The organism is Belliella pelovolcani, from assembly GCF_900156785.1.
Lineage (GTDB): Bacteria > Bacteroidota > Bacteroidia > Cytophagales > Cyclobacteriaceae > Belliella > Belliella pelovolcani.
In genome coordinates, this window is record NZ_FTOP01000004.1 from 120,483 (window position 1) to 136,179 (window position 15,697).

The 15,697-nt window shown below is 38.6% G+C and carries 11 protein-coding genes; 3 read left to right on the forward strand and 8 right to left on the reverse strand.

What is annotated here, in order from left to right; genetic code table 11:
* Positions 1 to 4: 4 nt before the first annotated feature.
* Both BW935_RS06455 and BW935_RS06460 read right to left on the reverse strand, forming a co-directional pair.
* On the reverse strand, positions 5 to 2,455 hold the full coding sequence (locus tag BW935_RS06455) for a ligase-associated DNA damage response DEXH box helicase (RefSeq protein WP_076499685.1): 2,451 nt from the start codon (positions 2,453 to 2,455) through the stop codon (positions 5 to 7).
* The gene (locus BW935_RS06460) at positions 2,445 to 4,037 is read right to left on the reverse strand and encodes an ATP-dependent DNA ligase (RefSeq protein WP_076499687.1); all 1,593 of its coding nucleotides are present in this window, start codon (positions 4,035 to 4,037) and stop codon (positions 2,445 to 2,447) included. Before BW935_RS06460 ends, BW935_RS06455 begins: the two co-directional genes overlap by 11 nt.
* A 123-nt stretch (positions 4,038 to 4,160) precedes the next feature.
* On the opposite strand from BW935_RS06460, the gene BW935_RS06465 reads away from it, so the two are divergent.
* A complete protein-coding gene (locus tag BW935_RS06465; protein WP_076499689.1) occupies positions 4,161 to 4,673 on the forward strand; it encodes a hypothetical protein in 513 nt (170 codons plus the stop codon).
* 41 nt (positions 4,674 to 4,714) lie between these two features.
* Here the strand turns inward: BW935_RS06465 and BW935_RS06470 are convergent, their stop codons facing one another.
* From BW935_RS06470 to BW935_RS06480, 3 genes are all read right to left on the reverse strand, one after another.
* Complete coding sequence (locus BW935_RS06470) at positions 4,715 to 5,164, reverse strand: hypothetical protein (protein ID WP_076499691.1); 450 nt, start codon at positions 5,162 to 5,164, stop codon at positions 4,715 to 4,717.
* Positions 5,165 to 5,250: 86 nt separating this feature from the next.
* The gene (locus tag BW935_RS06475; protein ID WP_076499693.1) at positions 5,251 to 5,862 is read right to left on the reverse strand and encodes a hypothetical protein; all 612 of its coding nucleotides are present in this window, start codon (positions 5,860 to 5,862) and stop codon (positions 5,251 to 5,253) included.
* 23 nt (positions 5,863 to 5,885) lie between these two features.
* Positions 5,886 to 8,192, reverse strand: coding sequence for a TonB-dependent receptor (locus BW935_RS06480; RefSeq protein WP_076499695.1), 2,307 nt, complete (start codon positions 8,190 to 8,192; stop codon positions 5,886 to 5,888).
* Positions 8,193 to 8,448: 256 nt separating this feature from the next.
* Here BW935_RS06480 and BW935_RS06485 point away from each other — a divergent pair, with 256 nt between their 5' ends.
* On the forward strand, positions 8,449 to 9,675 hold the full coding sequence (locus tag BW935_RS06485) for a S8 family peptidase (RefSeq protein ID WP_076499697.1): 1,227 nt from the start codon (positions 8,449 to 8,451) through the stop codon (positions 9,673 to 9,675).
* Positions 9,676 to 9,730: 55 nt separating this feature from the next.
* Here the strand turns inward: BW935_RS06485 and BW935_RS06490 are convergent, their stop codons facing one another.
* Positions 9,731 to 9,949, reverse strand: coding sequence for a DUF3820 family protein (locus BW935_RS06490; RefSeq protein WP_076499699.1), 219 nt, complete (start codon positions 9,947 to 9,949; stop codon positions 9,731 to 9,733).
* Positions 9,950 to 10,017: 68 nt separating this feature from the next.
* On the opposite strand from BW935_RS06490, the gene BW935_RS06495 reads away from it, so the two are divergent.
* Positions 10,018 to 11,424, forward strand: a complete 1,407-nt coding sequence (locus BW935_RS06495) for an alpha/beta hydrolase family protein (RefSeq protein ID WP_076499701.1) — start codon at positions 10,018 to 10,020, stop codon at positions 11,422 to 11,424.
* Positions 11,425 to 11,548: 124 nt separating this feature from the next.
* Here BW935_RS06495 and ggt read toward each other — a convergent pair whose 3' ends face one another.
* A complete protein-coding gene (ggt, locus tag BW935_RS06500) occupies positions 11,549 to 13,249 on the reverse strand; it encodes a gamma-glutamyltransferase (protein ID WP_076499703.1) in 1,701 nt (566 codons plus the stop codon).
* Between the two features lies 1 nt (position 13,250).
* The gene (locus tag BW935_RS06505) at positions 13,251 to 15,614 is read right to left on the reverse strand and encodes a S9 family peptidase (RefSeq protein WP_076499705.1); all 2,364 of its coding nucleotides are present in this window, start codon (positions 15,612 to 15,614) and stop codon (positions 13,251 to 13,253) included.
* Positions 15,615 to 15,697: the final 83 nt, after the last annotated feature.

The window sequence follows — 15,697 nt, forward strand, 5'->3', positions numbered from 1 at the left end:
ATATTTACTCAATTAATTTTGCTTTCATTTTGGCGATTCTATCTTCCAATGATTCAGAAGATAAACTAGCTCTCAATCGATCCACCATTATTGGGAATGAAAAAGGGGTAAACTGACCTGGGGCTTTTAAAATTATTTTTTGTTGATTGATCTTATTGATAGCCTGAAGAACCTTATCCTGTTCCATTTGCATATCTAGTACCTCCCTATGGGCTTGTTTCAAGAGCAGGTTATTTCTATCATATTCATCAAATACACCATACAAAATCCCTGAAGTCGCTTGCAGGTGCTTGAATTTCATAGGTTTTCCCGGAAATCCTTGAAAAACCAAACCTGCTATGGTAGCTACATCTCTGAATTTACGTTTAGCCATTTCACTCTCATTGATGCAATCAAATATATCTTCCTTAAGCCCAATGGTAGTGAAGATGTCTTCTTCTAAAATTTCTTCAATTGGGATAGGACTATCAGAAAGCAATTCAAAGCCATAATCATTCATGGCAATGCTAAAACTGATTGGATAACTGACACTGATCCTATAAGCTATCAGCGCTCCTAAAATCTCGTGTACCATCCTTCCTTCGAATGGATAGAAAAAGACATGATGTCCTTCTTTAGAAATATTCTTCTCGATCAAAAAAGTATCTCTATCTGGAATTAAAGAGAGTCTTTGCTGTAGTTCAAGGAGGGGAGCTAGAAATTTCACCTCCTCCGTTTCGAATTTTCCCTGATTGGTGGCCTCGAGTATTTCTCTTATTTTACCAGAGAGCTTAGAAGTCAAGGAAATACGCCCACCCATATAAGAGGGAATATTGTTACTTTTCTTGGATGAAAGCTGTACCAAAGCAACAGTATCTTTGATTTTAAGGAATTCCAGATTTCTGCCTGAGAAGAAAAATCGATCACCAGGCTTAAGCTTAGACATAAAATACTCCTCGATCATTCCCAGAAATGCGCCATTCTTGAACTTAACTTTGAGCATAGGGTCGGATACTATGGTTCCCATGGACAATCGATGTCGCATTGCCGTTCTTTTGTTGCTAACCTTGTAAATCCCATCTTCCATGATTTCGACTTTGGAGAATTCATCGTAACTCTGAAGACTCTCCCCACCTTGGGTGATAAATGTCAATAACCAATTGTAATCCACTTCACTCAAATTGGCAAAAGAATAAGTCGCTTTCAGATTTTGGAATAAATGATCTGGGTAAAAACCTTCGCCGACTGCCAAAGTAACCATAAACTGTATCAGCACATCATAAGTCAGAGTAGGGCAGTGGATGCTTTCCATTTCTCCAGCTTCCATCGCTTCTCGTAGCGCTGCTGCCTCGACCAGCTCCAACGAATTAGTTGGCACAAAATATATTTCTGAAGGTAATCCTGGTTGATGCCCTGATCTCCCTGCTCGCTGTACAAACCTTGCTACTCCTTTGGGACTACCGATTTGAATCACTGCGTCTACTGGTCTAAAATCCACCCCTAGATCCAAACTAGAGGTACATACGACCAATTTGAGCTTTCCGTGATGCAGGGCGTCTTCCACCCAAGTTCTGACAGCCATGTCCAAGGATCCATGATGAATGGCTACAAGACCTGCCCAATCAGGACGCTTCTCCATGATTTTTTGATACCAAATTTCTGTCTGTGCCCTGGTATTGGTGAATAGTAGGACAGAGGTTTTAGATTCAATGATAGGGAGCACCTTATCGATCAATTGTATTCCTAAGTGGCCCGACCAAGGGTATTTTTCCAATTCATCTGGATAAACCGTCAACATACCAATCTTTTTATCAATCTTAGCCTTGACCAAGTGAATGGGCTGTTGAGGCCCGAGCAATATTTTACACGCCTCCTCCATATTTCCGATAGTAGCTGATATACCCCAAATTTTGAGTGCATCTGAACGCATGTTTCGGATATGGCTAATGGCGAGTTGAACTTGTACGCCTCTCTTATTCCCCATTAGCTCATGCCATTCATCCACCACGATCACTTTGAGTGACTTGAAAAGCTTGCTGTTATCTTTCTGGGCCAAAAGGATATGTAAAGTCTCAGGCGTGGTGACTAGACATTCTGGAGGGTTTCTTTTTTGCGCTTGTTTGGTCTTTGAATCTGTATCACCATTGCGAACAGCTATCTGCCATGGCAGACCAATCACTTGACATACTTCTTGCATGGCCAATGCAATATCTTGGGCCAAAGCTCGAAGGGGAGAAATCCAGATGATTTGTAATCCGTTTTTCTGTGGTTTTTGCCAAGTATTAGGGTTGTTTTGTATGTATTCCAGAAGGACAGCAAACCACAAGGCAAAAGTCTTTCCGCTACCTGTAGGTGCATTGAGCAAACCAGATTTACCATCTAGGTAATCTTGCCAGCATGCTTCTTGGAATGGAAAAGGCTCCCATTGCTTTGTTTTAAAATAATCATGGGCTTCCTTGAGTCTCTTATCCTCCATAGAGCGAAAGTAGGGATTTTAAATCTTCCAATGTATTGGCCTCTGCAATTGGTTTATCCTTTCTCCATCGCTGAATCCGTGGAAATCTCAGGGCAATACCAGACTTATGCCTCGGGCTTACTTGAATACCTTCAAATGCAATTTCAAAAACTAACCCTGGTTTTACTGTCCGAACAGGCCCAAACCTCTCTAGGGTATTTTTCTTCACATATTGATCCACTTCCTTCATTTCTGCATCTGTCAAGCCAGAATAAGCTTTTGCAAAAGGGACAAGCTGATCTCCTTGCCATACGGCAAGCGTATAATCTGAATACAAATCCGCTCTTCTTCCGTGACCTTTTTGAGCATAGAGCATCACTCCATCAATGGTCAACGGTTCGACTTTCCATTTCCACCAATTGCCCCGTTTGCGACCTACTTCATAAGCTGAATCTTGATGCTTCAACATAAATCCCTCTGCCATGAACTTTCTTGCCTGCTGTTGGAGCTTTTGCAATTTATCCCATGAATTATCTTTCAAAATGATGGAAACATTGAAGTTAGAGTGGTCAATTTCGCTAAGGATTACTTCCAAAATCCTTCTCCTGACTTTGATAGGTAAGTGCCGGATATCCTTTCCTTGAAACTCCAATACATCATAAGCGATAAACCCCACTGGAGCATCCTGAAGTAATTTCTTACCCACTGATTTTCTTCCGATTCTGGTTTGTAAGACATTGAAAGGTAAGGGCGTTCCTGATTTCATGGCAATGATCTCTCCATCCAAAACAGTCCCACTAGGTAATTTTTGACTGATAGTCAATAATTCTGGGAATTTATCTGTAACAAGTTCTTCTCCTCTTGACCAAATATAAACCTCATTTTTCCTATGGATGATTTGACCTCTAATACCATCCCATTTCCATTCAATTTGCCAATCTTCTACATTGCCCAAATCCTTCAACTCACTCTCTAAAGGATGCGCTAAATAAAAAGGATAGGGCCTAGACAAATCATCTGCAAGGTCTGATTGTATAATCAATTCTTGAAAAGTAATCATGTTAGGATCCCAATTCCCCATGATTCTGTTTGCCACCTCAGTTTTTTCCATGCCAAAAGTACTCGCAACGGCTTGTGTTATTAAGTTTTGGCTCACACCAACTCTAAAGCCTCCTGTGATGATTTTATTAAATATAAAGCGTTGCCGTTGATTTAAGTTTTCCCAAGCGGCTATGATTTTCTTTTTCTTTTCTTCTTCTTCTAAATCTTTGAGCTCTTGCAAATAGTTGATCCATTCAGAAAGGCTCATATCTGATTCTGAACTAGGAGAGGGTAGCAGCAAAGCGATCGTCTCTGCAAGGTCACCCACAGTTTGATAAGATTCTTCAAAAAGCCATTCAGGAATTGCTGCTTGTTCCATGCACCAAGTTCTGAGTTGCTTGGTATTGACCTGTCTTTTGGGTCTTCTATGGGTAAAAAGTGCCAGAGTCCAGATCTTATCTTGATCAGGAGCCAATCTGAAATACGCCTCTAAAGCTTGTAACTTGTCAGAGGTTTTATTGGATTGATCCAGTCGGTAATAAAGATCTGCAAAAAGCTTCATTCAAAAAGGAATAGGAGTTTTGTGACTTAGTTCACATGTAGAATACAATTATTTCAATAAATTTAAATTTGAATTTAACTTAATACAAAATAAATGCGTTATTGAGTTAGAAACCCATAAGACATGAAAAAGTTAATACCCATCATCTTTATTTTGCCTTTGATATTTGCATGTAACAAAGACAAAGAAAATAGGTATACACGTAATTCCCTAGAATATAACCTCTATCAAGGGTCTGATTTTAATTACGAAGGAAAAGTTACCTTAAGAGAATTGGTATCTGGACAACTAGAAATGCACATAGAGCTGATAGGAGCAAAATCAACAGAAGATTATTTTTTTCCCGCACATCTTCACTTCAGTACTTATGATGGCCCAGATTCTCCTATTGCATTTCAGCTTAACCCTATCAATAATAAAGATCTAAAAAGCACAACTATTCTTGGTATGATGTCCAATGGACAAAACTTGGATTTTGAAGCTTTCAAGAATTTTGATGGGCATATCAAAATCCACTTAGCAGAAAGCGGTCCTGATTATAATGTCATTCTTGCAGCAGGTAATATAGGTCTTAACGATAATAGCCGTGAGTCCTTTGAAAGAGAAGCTATTTCAATTTGTCTTCCAACATATTAACTAAAAAGAGGTCATTTTTTAAGTGACCTCTATATTACTTTTTATCCTTCTTCAGATTCATCCATTACTTCTGGAGTAAGTAATCTACCCATTCTAGAAGAGATTTCAACAATTTCATCATACATTACCTGCTGATAGTTCTTGTGTTCTTCAGGCGTGAATTCTTTCATCGGGTTGTGCACATGATATTTGCGCTGATGCTCATCATCATGAGAATGTTCAAAGCCTGGAACTTCAATGATATCCTTATCCCATATCTTCAACTCTTCTTTCAGTTCAGCATAATCAATATTTGCTTCTTTTAACTGTTTTTCTAATTCCATCAATTCCTCTCGAATGTCTAAGGATTGTTGGTGAATCATATTAGCCTGAATCAGATTTTCGTCTGTAACTTCTTCATGGTCATGATCATGGCTTGATTTGGAATTACAAGCTATCGCCAATACGGCAAGGGAAAATAGTAGCGAGATTGATTTGATAAGTGTCTTCATGATTTTGGTTGATTTTAGCTTTAAAGATATAAAAAAAGACTGCTCTGATAAATAGAACAGTCTTTTTTGTAAAACACCTGTTTGAATTAATTTCCAGTGATGATAAGTGGGAAGATGATATCCAAATCAGTTTCTCCACCTGCATTCACAAAATTTTCAAAATTTGGATTATTGGCACCAGGGAAACCTTTGTTCAAATCATGTCTCAAAACAAGTCTAAATTGAGCATTATTTACTGCTGGTGATTCTGCCACAGTTACAAAGCCTCTCAAACCAATTGGATTTCCATCTCCATCTTCATCATCGTATACATACGTCAATACTGGAGTACCAACGAAAGCCGAACCTAAGAAATAGAACTGATGCTCGTCATCTTCTTCTAGAATTTCCTCTGTGATATCTTCATCCTCTATGCTATTGTACAGCTCAATTTCTAGAAGGTATCTTTTTCCAGCTTCCAATGTTATTGAACCAATTGTAGGACTTGATCCCAATTCAAGACCTTCAGGATCTGAGGCTAGAACATCAAAGGATGCACTTAATGCTGCACCTGATTCATCTACTTCTGTGAATGTTAATGTTACATCAGTAATTACTTCTTCTTCACTTTCAATTTCAGGATCGTCACTTGAACAAGCTACTGAAAATGTAATGATAGCGATCAATAGGAGGTTTCTTAACATGTCAATTGTTTTCATAATAGATAGTTTAAATGGATTGTTTAAAATTCATAATTTAGTTTCAATATCACGTTTCTACCCATTTCATGGGCGAAATATCTAAATCGATTCATATAGTCTTTGAACTCAGTGTCAAATAAGTTATTGACATGTAGCCCAATATTGAGATTGTTTTCTCCAACCTTGATGTTGTTTTGAAAACCAATATTCCAAAGATTATAAGCATCAGGAGCTGGAGCAAAATCAAAGTCAGGTTCTCTGTTTTGTTTAGCAACCAAAAGATTAGACAAAAATATTTTTGAATTGTATCCTGATTTAGAATTGATGAGATTGTATGAAATACCGCTCTCAAGTCTATCCGCTGGAATAAATGGCAAATAAGAATCATTGGAAACATCCCTAGCTCTTACAAGAGAGGCCTTGGTGAAAAGTTCTATTCCCAAATAAGACTTATACCTTGCACTGGCGTCAAATCCCCATAAGAAGGCATCAGTTTGCTGATATTCAAATACATTAAATGATCCTCTGAGTGAGACTAGTTGCTGATCAGTAGGGTTAAGATATATGTAGTTGTTGATCTGATTGGCATATCCTGTAATTTCAAAATTGACTTGATTATTGGAATAAGCCAGTGTGTTTACCCATTTAAAAGATTGCTCGCTGACAAAATCTGGATTTCCAATTTCTATGGCTGCCACACCATGGTGAAGCCCTTGACTAAATTGTTCATTGATATTTGGAGGTCTCCAAGCAGTTCCCAGGTTAGAGTTAAATACCCAAGACCTTCCTAAAGCGTAAACCCCACCTATAAAAGCGGAGAAGTTCTGAAACGTAAAATCTCGCTCTTCAAGTTCTCGGTTGATAAACCTCGCTGATTCTACATATCTATAATCATACCTCAGTCCTGCTTCAAGTTCCAAAGGTCCATTTGTAAACTTCTCAATAACAAAAATGCCTGCATTGATCAAATCAAAATTAGGAATCAAAGGAACCACACCAGTTCCTGGAATATTGGAATTAGCCTGCTGTAACAAACTCAAACCAACAGATCCATTCCAATTCCTTCTAGTTTTATGATTGAGACTAATATCAAGTGCGTTAGAAAAGAGTTCTAAATCTAAAGAAGGTCGATCATTGGCTTCACCTCTTCTGCGGTCATACTCTTGCCTATGATTCCGTTGAAATCCGTATTGAAGATTCAATTTTGAGCCATTTGCCAAGTGATAGTGAGCCTTAAGTTTAATCAATTGATGATCAACAGCCTGTCTTGGGTTCTGGATTTCATAAGTAAAATCAGATTCAGTGAAGGGTCTACCGTTGTTAATAATAGCCTCCAGATCACTCAAATTTCCCGTATGAGCATCCCTCAATATTCCAATATTGGTTTGAAAATGACTTAAATAAAGCTCTGTACCAAGTTTTGGTGTACTATACCCAATTGCTCCAGAAAAATTCAATTCACTTACACCAGTATTATTTTGATAGTAATTTGGGGATTGGATGTTACCGATTGTTTTCGATGAACCTTGAACTCTGTACCCTAGGCCTTTGATCTTTTCTGAACCTCCAGTAAATGATGCTGAACCATTGAACCCTCTTCCATTAGAGGAACCTATAAAATCTACTTCTCCTGATTTCTCTCCTTTGGTAGGTAAGGGAGCGGGATTCACAATAATAATACCTCCCATGGCTTCAGGTCCGAACCTAACTGTTTCTGCACCTTTGACAACTGCGATTTCTTTAGCAATAAATGGATCTAATTCGGGCGCATGCTCCGTACCCCATTGTTGTCCTTCTAGTTTAACTCCATTATTTAGGATGATTATTCTATTAGAATGAAGGCCATGAATAACTGGCTTGGCTATATTGGATCCTGATGAAAAAGTATTTACACCAGGGATTCTTTTTAAGGCATTTCCAAGATTTTCACCTTTTGAAGCTTTCAATTCATCTCCTCTGAGAGTATTCACAGAACTTGTAGTAATCAGTGCTTCATGGTGTCCATGGATCTCTACACCTTCCAATTGAATATCTTCTGCATGTAACCTAACTGTAAGATTTGTATTTGAATTGATGTTTACAACTTCAAAATAATCCTCATGTCCCAAGTAGCTAACTTTTAATGTAAACGTACCTGAACATATATTATCAATTCTAAAATTTCCATTGAGATCACTGATGCTCCCTCTTTCTAGCTCTTGAATCCAAATATATGCAGCCTCTATGGCTTCATTATTTTCCTCATGCAATATTTTTCCTCTCAAAGAGTAACTGCAGACTTGTCCTAAGGCCAAGGAAGCAGTTAGTAATAGAGATAAAAAGAAGAAAAGGAAAAGGTACTTTTTCATAAATGTAACAGAGTTGCAAAAATAAAAAGAAAAATTTAAACCAGCTATTAATAATGCAACTTTGTATCACTTGACACATAGCATGATAAAAAATTGTATAAGGTCAAAACCCCCTAAATCAGGATAAAATTGGTATAAACGATAAAAATTATTGAAAATATTTTACTGAATGTGAAAACTTTAAAAATAAAATATTTATGTTAGAATGTTGAATAAGTCGTTCAACACGTTTATTAACCATTAATCATTATTATTTATGTTTACAAAAATCTACAAATCCATTTGCAAACCGGCTGGTATAGCAGCAATAGGCTTGAGCATGCTGACATTCTCTTGTCAAACTGATTTAGAGAATCCTAATTTGGATAACCAACTTGAAATATTGGATTTTCAGCGTGGTCAGATCATTCCTGGTAAATACATTGTAGTTTTAAATTCCAACAGTGTTAATTTCAGAAAAAGTGGTTCGTACGAGGAAAATGCTGCATTAGCAAGAAAAAATGCTACATCAATTTTATCAAAATATAGAATTGCTGAAGAAAAATTGGATTTAGCATTTGGAACTGTGTTAGATGGATTCTCAGTAGAATTATCAGATGCTGAATTTGACTTGTTGTCAAAAGATCCAGCAGTGGCGTACATTGAGCCTGATCAGATTGTCTCTATCGCACAAGGTCGTCCTGGCGGAGGCGGAGGAGGTGGAGGATCTACTCCTTCGCAAGTTATACCATACGGTATTACTAGAGTGAAAGGTGGCCAGACTTACTCAGGTAGCAAAAAAGCATGGGTAATTGATACCGGAATTCAATTAAATCACCCAGATTTAAATGTGGATCAAAGCATAGGATTCTCTGCGTTTACTAGAGGTAAGGATGCAAGCTTTGATGACGGAAATGGTCACGGAACTCACGTAGCTGGAACGATTGCGGCAATTGATAATGATTTTGGAGTAGTTGGTGTTGCTGCTGGTGCAACAGTTGTTTCTATTAAAGTATTAGACTCAAGAGGATCAGGCTCAAATTCAGGCGTGATAGCTGGTGTTGATTTTGTTGGAGCAAATGCTAACAATGGTGATGTTGCTAACATGAGTCTAGGTGGAGGTGCTTCTACAGCATTGGATAATGCTGTACTTGCGGCAGCTAGTAAAGGAATCGTTTTTGTAATTGCGGCAGGAAATTCAGGTGCTAATGCAAATAACTTCTCTCCAGCTAGAGTGAATGGAAACAACATATATACTATTTCTGCAATGAATAGCTCTGATGTTTGGGCTTCATTTTCCAATTTTGCAAATCCACCTATAGATTACTGTGCTCCTGGCGTGGGTGTAAACTCTACTTGGATAAGTAGCGGCTACAGGTCAATCAGCGGTACATCCATGGCTGCACCACACGCAGCCGGTGTTTTGATGTGGGGTGCTCCAAAAACAGATGGATTTGTAATCGGCGATCCTGATGGAAATCCAGATCCGATTATTACAAGATAAAAAGTTTTCAAATGATCCTTTTATAAATCAAAAGCCTGACCGATCGGTCAGGCTTTTATTGTTTTAACTTTTTAAGTTGTTGCAAAATATCCTCTAATCCATTGAGCCTGATTTCATAGAGCGTGTGCAGCCACATACCAAGTTTGCCCTCAGGAAATCCTTGCCCATACATCCATACAAGGTAATGTTCGGGAATATCACAGAGCAATTTCCCTTTGTACTTACCAAAAGGCATTCTTTTGGTCACCAAATCCATCAATATTTCCTTATCCATCGCTCAAAAATAGGAATCCAGTCTGGAATATCAATTTTCTAGTTTATCTTGTTGAAAAATTAAAACCTATGAAAAACGCACTCTTTTCAATTTTGCTTTTTGCTTTATGTATTCAAAATATTCATGCACAGTCCATTGAGGGTTCATGGCAAGGCGAATTAGCCGTAATGGGACAGAAGATTCCATTGATTGTTCATTTTTCTGAAAAAGAGGGTGAATGGTCAGGAAAAATGGATAGCCCAAACCAAGGTGCTATGGGCATTGCGATGCGAAAAGTACTTTTTGATGGCACTATGCTTAGCTTTGAAATGAGTATGGGAAATGCATCTTATGAGGGGTTACTTTTAGGAGAACAAATCAAAGGCAATTTTTCCCAGTCAGGCATGTCTATTCCATTGGATTTTACAAAAGCAAAAGATGGCGAACTAAAAAGTGCTCAGCCGAACAGACCTCAAAATCCCCAAGAACCTTTTGAATATGAAATCCAAGAACTGAGCTTCGAAAATTCCGAAGCTGGAATTCTCTTGAAAGGTACGCTAACTAAACCTGCCGGGAATGGTCCTTTTCCAACTGTAGTTTTGATCAGTGGCTCAGGGCCCCACAATAGAGACCATGAAATCATGGGGCATAGGCCATTTTGGGTGATGGCTGATTATCTGACAAATAGGGGTATTGCAGTACTTAGGTATGATGAAAGAGGAGTAGGGGAGTCCAAAGGAGTCTATACTGACGCCACCACAATTGATTTGATGACAGACGTATCAGCTGCTTTAGATTTTCTAAAATCTCAGGATTATGTAGACTCAAAAAGACTCGGAGTCATCGGTCACAGTGAAGGTGGCTTAATTTCTTGGATGCTTGGTGCAGAATATGAAGGGCTAGATTTCTTAATTACCATGGCCCCACCAGTAATACCAATCACGGAGTTGATGGATAAGCAAACAGAAGCTATCACAAGAGTTTCAGGCGCCAATGAAATGATAGTCAAAGCAGCTGTAGAAAGGAATAGAGAAGTCTATCAAGTTGTTGTCGAAAGCAATAATATAGACGAAATCAAACCTAAATTAAAAGAGCTTTTTGAATCACAACTCAAAAGCATGGGAATCCCTGAATCTATGATGGACGCCCAACTCAAACAATTGCAACAAGCATATGAATCCCAGCTCGATACATGGATGATTAACTTTTTGAAAATGAAGCCGGCTGATTATATTCATCGAATTGATATTCCAGTATTTGCAGCATTTGGTTCAAAAGACTTGCAAGTTGATGCTGCTCAAAATGGTAATGAATTGATAGCATTGTTTAGCGATAAACCAGAACTCCTCGAGGTCAAGGTTTATGAAAATCAGAATCACCTTTTTCAAACTGCGCAAACAGGTGCTGTGGATGAATATGCAAAGATTGAAGAATCTATCAGCTACCTACTGCTAGAAGATATAGTCAAGTTTATTGAATCAATAGGTTCAAACTAAAAGTCATTATGTATTTGAAATGGAGGATATCAAGCCACCAAGTATAAACGCAAGTCAAAAAGAAAGAGCCTCGATAGGTCGGAACTATCGAGGCTCTTTTGAATTTTAGGGATTTGCAGCAGCATTAAAACCCTACCGCAGTATCATCACCTCTAGGGTCTGCACCACCTTCTAATTTCCCATCTTTCAATTTTAAAATAGCATCTACTTTGCCAATGATAGGTGAGGGGGATTCATTGATGAGATACCCTTTTGCTTTTAGTTTTTCAAGTGTCTCAGAAGTGAATACATCTTTTTCAAAGCGGATTTCGTCAGGAAGCCATTGATGATGAAAACGTGGAGCATTGACGGCTTCCTGCATGGTCATATCAAATTCAACCACATTGAGAATGGTCTGTACCACTGAAGTAATGATGGTAGAGCCTCCAGGCGTACCTACTATCATCAATATATCTCCATCTTTTACCACTAAGGTAGGCGTCATCGAACTCAGCATACGCTTACCAGGCTCAATTTGATTGGCTTCAGCACCGATCAAACCAAACATATTTGGTACTCCCGCTTTAGCAGAGAAGTCATCCATTTCATTGTTGAAAAAGAAACCTAGCTCTTCACTATAAAGTTTGGATCCAAAAGCACCATTCAAAGTAGTCGTAATTGCCAATGCATTTCCATATTGATCCATGATAGAGTAGTGGGTGGTCTCATCGCTTTCTTGGAATTGTATTTGTCCTTGTGAAACTTCTGAAGACAAAGTTGCCTTATCCCAATTGAAGCTTTCCATCCTCTTTCGTAAGTAGGCTTTATCCATCAATTGAGCTATAGGAACTGTCACAAAATCAGGATCACCTAAGTAATAATTCCTATCGGCATAAGCCCTTCTTTCAGCTTCTACCAATACTTGTATGTATTCAGGAGAGTTGTGCCCTAAGCTTTTCAAATCATGATCTTCTATCATCCCCATGATTTGAGCAATGGTGATCCCACCACTGCTCGGAGGTGCCATGGAGATGATTTGATGACCTCGGTAATCGAATTCAATGGGTTCCCTCCATTGAGCTTCATAGTTAGCTAGATCTTCTAGAGTAATGATTCCTCCATGACCTTGGATATAGTCCACGATCTTTTGTGCTGTCTCCCCTTTATAAAATTCGTCTCTGCCATTGGCTGCAATTCTTTTCAGGGTATTGGCAAGCGCTAGGTATTTAATTGTGTCTCCTTCCTGATACGCCTGGGCAAACATGGATGCTGACCCATTTACTTCCTCGATGATACTTCTATTACCCTTCAAACTTCTAGCTTGTTTGGAGGTGACGACTACGCCTTTTTCTGCCAATGTGATCACAGGAGCAAGAATATCTGCAACAGGAAGTGATCCAAATTTGCGATGCACTTCAAAAATTCCTGCTATAGTACCTGGAACACCAACTGCTAGTGCTCCTGTTGTACTTAAACGGGGAATCACTTCTCCATGCTCGTCCAAATACATATCACGTGTTGCTGCCAATGGAGCCTTTTCTCTGTAATCAATAGACCCTATGGCCCCATCAGCAGTTCTATAAACCATGAATCCGCCCCCTCCTAAATTACCTGCAAAAGGGAATGCGATTGCCAAAGCCAATTCAGTTGCCATCATGGCATCAAAAGCATTACCACCTTGCTGCATGATAGAGAGCCCAATTTCTGAAGCTTCCTTTCTAGCAGATACGACCATAGCATGTTCGGCAATCAATCCTCTTTTTGAGGATTCTTTTTGCTCTGCTTTGCAAGAAACAAATAATATGCAGCTAACTAGAAAATACCGGATCAATGGAGTTGTTTTCATATTACCTTACCAACGTATCATTGAATAACTTTAATATTCTCTTGTATTCATCTGTCCAGCTACTAGGCTCTACAAAACCGTGATCTTCGACTGGATAAACTGCCATTTCCCAATTGTCTTTGCCTAATTCAATCAGTCGTTGTGCCAATCTCACCACATCTTGGAAGTGAACGTTGGTATCAATCATTCCGTGAGCAATTAGCAAGTTACCTTTCAGACCTTCAGCAAAGTAAATAGGAGAAGACCTTCTGTAGGCAATAGGATCATTGAATGGTTCATTGAGAATATTGGATGTATAACCATGATTATAATGCGCCCAATCTGTTACAGAACGAAGTGCGGCACCTGAGGTGAAAGTATCAGAAGCATTAAACAAAGCCATTAAAGTGATGAATCCACCATAACTACCTCCATAAATACCAATTTTACCTGGTTGAACACCATGCTCCGAAATCAAATAATTAGCTCCATCTACCTGATCAGAAAGATCCTTTCCTCCCATATGTCTATAAATACCTGTTCTCCAATCTCTACCATAACCGGCAGATCCTCTGTAATCTATATCCAAGACGGTATAACCCAAGTCTGTCAAAAGATTATGGAACATGAATTCTCTAAAATAACTAGACCACCATTTGTGAACATTCTGAAGATAACCTGCTCCATGAACAAAAATTACAGCAGCACCATTACTTTTAGCAGGATCTGGCTTGTAAAGTCTTGCAGGAACAGAGGCACCATCCTGAGCTGTAAAATTCACCAATTGTGGATCTCGCCAATCATAAGCCTTAAACTCCTCGGTCAATCCAGAGGTCAATTGCTTTGGTTCAGCTTTTGCATTATTTGGCTTGAGGTATAATTCCCATGGCTTATTGCTATAGGAATAAAGGATGGCTATGTTTTTTTCATCAGGAGAAAGAGAAACGTCATTATTTCCTGTCATGCTGGTCAATTTTTCCATTTTACCTCCCATCAATGGCATCTTATAGAAATGTCTTTCTCCTGGATGCACCTCTGAAGTAGTCAGATACCATGATTTCATATCCTTAGATATAAAAGGACTAAATACTTCATATTGACCACTGGTTAAAGCTTTTTTGGTTCCAGTAGTAACATCTAATAGATAGAGATGTGAGTAACCAGTCTCTTCTGACTGAAAGTAAATATGTTTATTGTCTGGCAACCATCCCAAAGTTCCTCCTCCAAAGGATGATCCAATTCCAGGGCCGGCGACCCATGCTTCATCACGTTGCCTGTCTAAATTCTTCAGATCTCCGGTCGCAAGGTCCAAAAGAGCAATCCAACGATCTTTGTTATCCGAGGATCGGATATTCACTATAGCTCTTTTTCCATCATTAGAGAAGACAGGAGATCCCACAGTAACTATTCTTTCAGAAGCTTCCCATTCCTTTTCTGGGTAATCTTTCACATAATCTGGTAGATCTTTGATCCCTGGTAAGCTGGAAGTACTTACTGTTATAACTTTTTTGTTCTCAATATCATAGATTCCCAATTGAACTTTGGTAGGTTCATCCCCGACTTTCGAACGTGTATTGATATCAGTGGTATATCCTGAAATATGGGTATAGTCTGGAACAGCTGTTCGCTTATTTTCGGATCTAGTAATCAATGAAAAAGTTGCAAATTTCTCATCTGGACTCAATTGTAAACCAGTCATCTGACCACTGCCAAGATAATGTACAAACTCATCTTCTGTAGCAGTAGCTTCTCTATATGCTCTTGAAGCTTCTCTTTTTTCGTCTCGTTCTCTGACTACTTGTAGCAGTTCAAGGTTATCTTTTTTCAACCAATCATCTCTATCATTTAATTTTCCACCATCACGAGATTGAGGTTTACTTCCAGTTCTGATGTTAGTCTTTCGCTCTAATGCATTTGTTTTGAGGTCCAAAACATACAAATTACCAGACATTTCAAAACTGATGCGATCTTGATTAGCAAGGAAACTTGGTGTGCCTACTCTGTCTCCAATTTCAAGTACTTTTTTCTTAGAATTAGATGCCACATCATAAATCATGATCGAGCCATTTTCTACAAAAACTTTCTTGGTCTGTGCTAGATTACTATTGGCAAATCGGAAAATAAAATTTCTTTGTTCTGCCAAACTGACCTTTTCAATTTTATCGGGCGCATTGATATTGATCTTGTAAAGCGAATCTGCTGGATTACCCTCTGGGTTGTAATTAAAAAATATGGTTTTCCCCTGATCGTCCCATCTAATGCTCGATGGGAAATTCCCAATCCACTTGGGATCTTGCATGATTTTTTCGACACTCAACTGAGTCTGAGCAAATCCATTCAGGCAACCTATGAAGATTCCTAAAATTAATAAAGTTGTTTTCCTCATGATAGATAATTGCTTTTTTTTCAATAATAAGCAATCAAGAGGAATAATCTTCCAAAAATGTATGGATGGTTTATAGATTACAA

Bases quoted from the DNA above. Each gene is read 5' to 3' on its own strand.
- BW935_RS06455 (WP_076499685.1), bottom strand. From the start codon at position 2,455: ATGGAGGATAAGAGACTCAAGGAAGCCCATGATTATTTTAAAACAAAG.
- BW935_RS06460 (WP_076499687.1), bottom strand. From the start codon at position 4,037: ATGAAGCTTTTTGCAGATCTTTATTACCGACTGGATCAATCCAATAAA.
- BW935_RS06465 (WP_076499689.1), top strand. From the start codon at position 4,161: ATGAAAAAGTTAATACCCATCATCTTTATTTTGCCTTTGATATTTGCA.
- BW935_RS06470 (WP_076499691.1), bottom strand. From the start codon at position 5,164: ATGAAGACACTTATCAAATCAATCTCGCTACTATTTTCCCTTGCCGTA.
- BW935_RS06475 (WP_076499693.1), bottom strand. From the start codon at position 5,862: ATGAAAACAATTGACATGTTAAGAAACCTCCTATTGATCGCTATCATT.
- BW935_RS06480 (WP_076499695.1), bottom strand. From the start codon at position 8,192: ATGAAAAAGTACCTTTTCCTTTTCTTCTTTTTATCTCTATTACTAACT.
- BW935_RS06485 (WP_076499697.1), top strand. From the start codon at position 8,449: ATGTTTACAAAAATCTACAAATCCATTTGCAAACCGGCTGGTATAGCA.
- BW935_RS06490 (WP_076499699.1), bottom strand. From the start codon at position 9,949: ATGGATAAGGAAATATTGATGGATTTGGTGACCAAAAGAATGCCTTTT.
- BW935_RS06495 (WP_076499701.1), top strand. From the start codon at position 10,018: ATGAAAAACGCACTCTTTTCAATTTTGCTTTTTGCTTTATGTATTCAA.
- ggt (WP_076499703.1), bottom strand. From the start codon at position 13,249: ATGAAAACAACTCCATTGATCCGGTATTTTCTAGTTAGCTGCATATTA.
- BW935_RS06505 (WP_076499705.1), bottom strand. From the start codon at position 15,614: ATGAGGAAAACAACTTTATTAATTTTAGGAATCTTCATAGGTTGCCTG.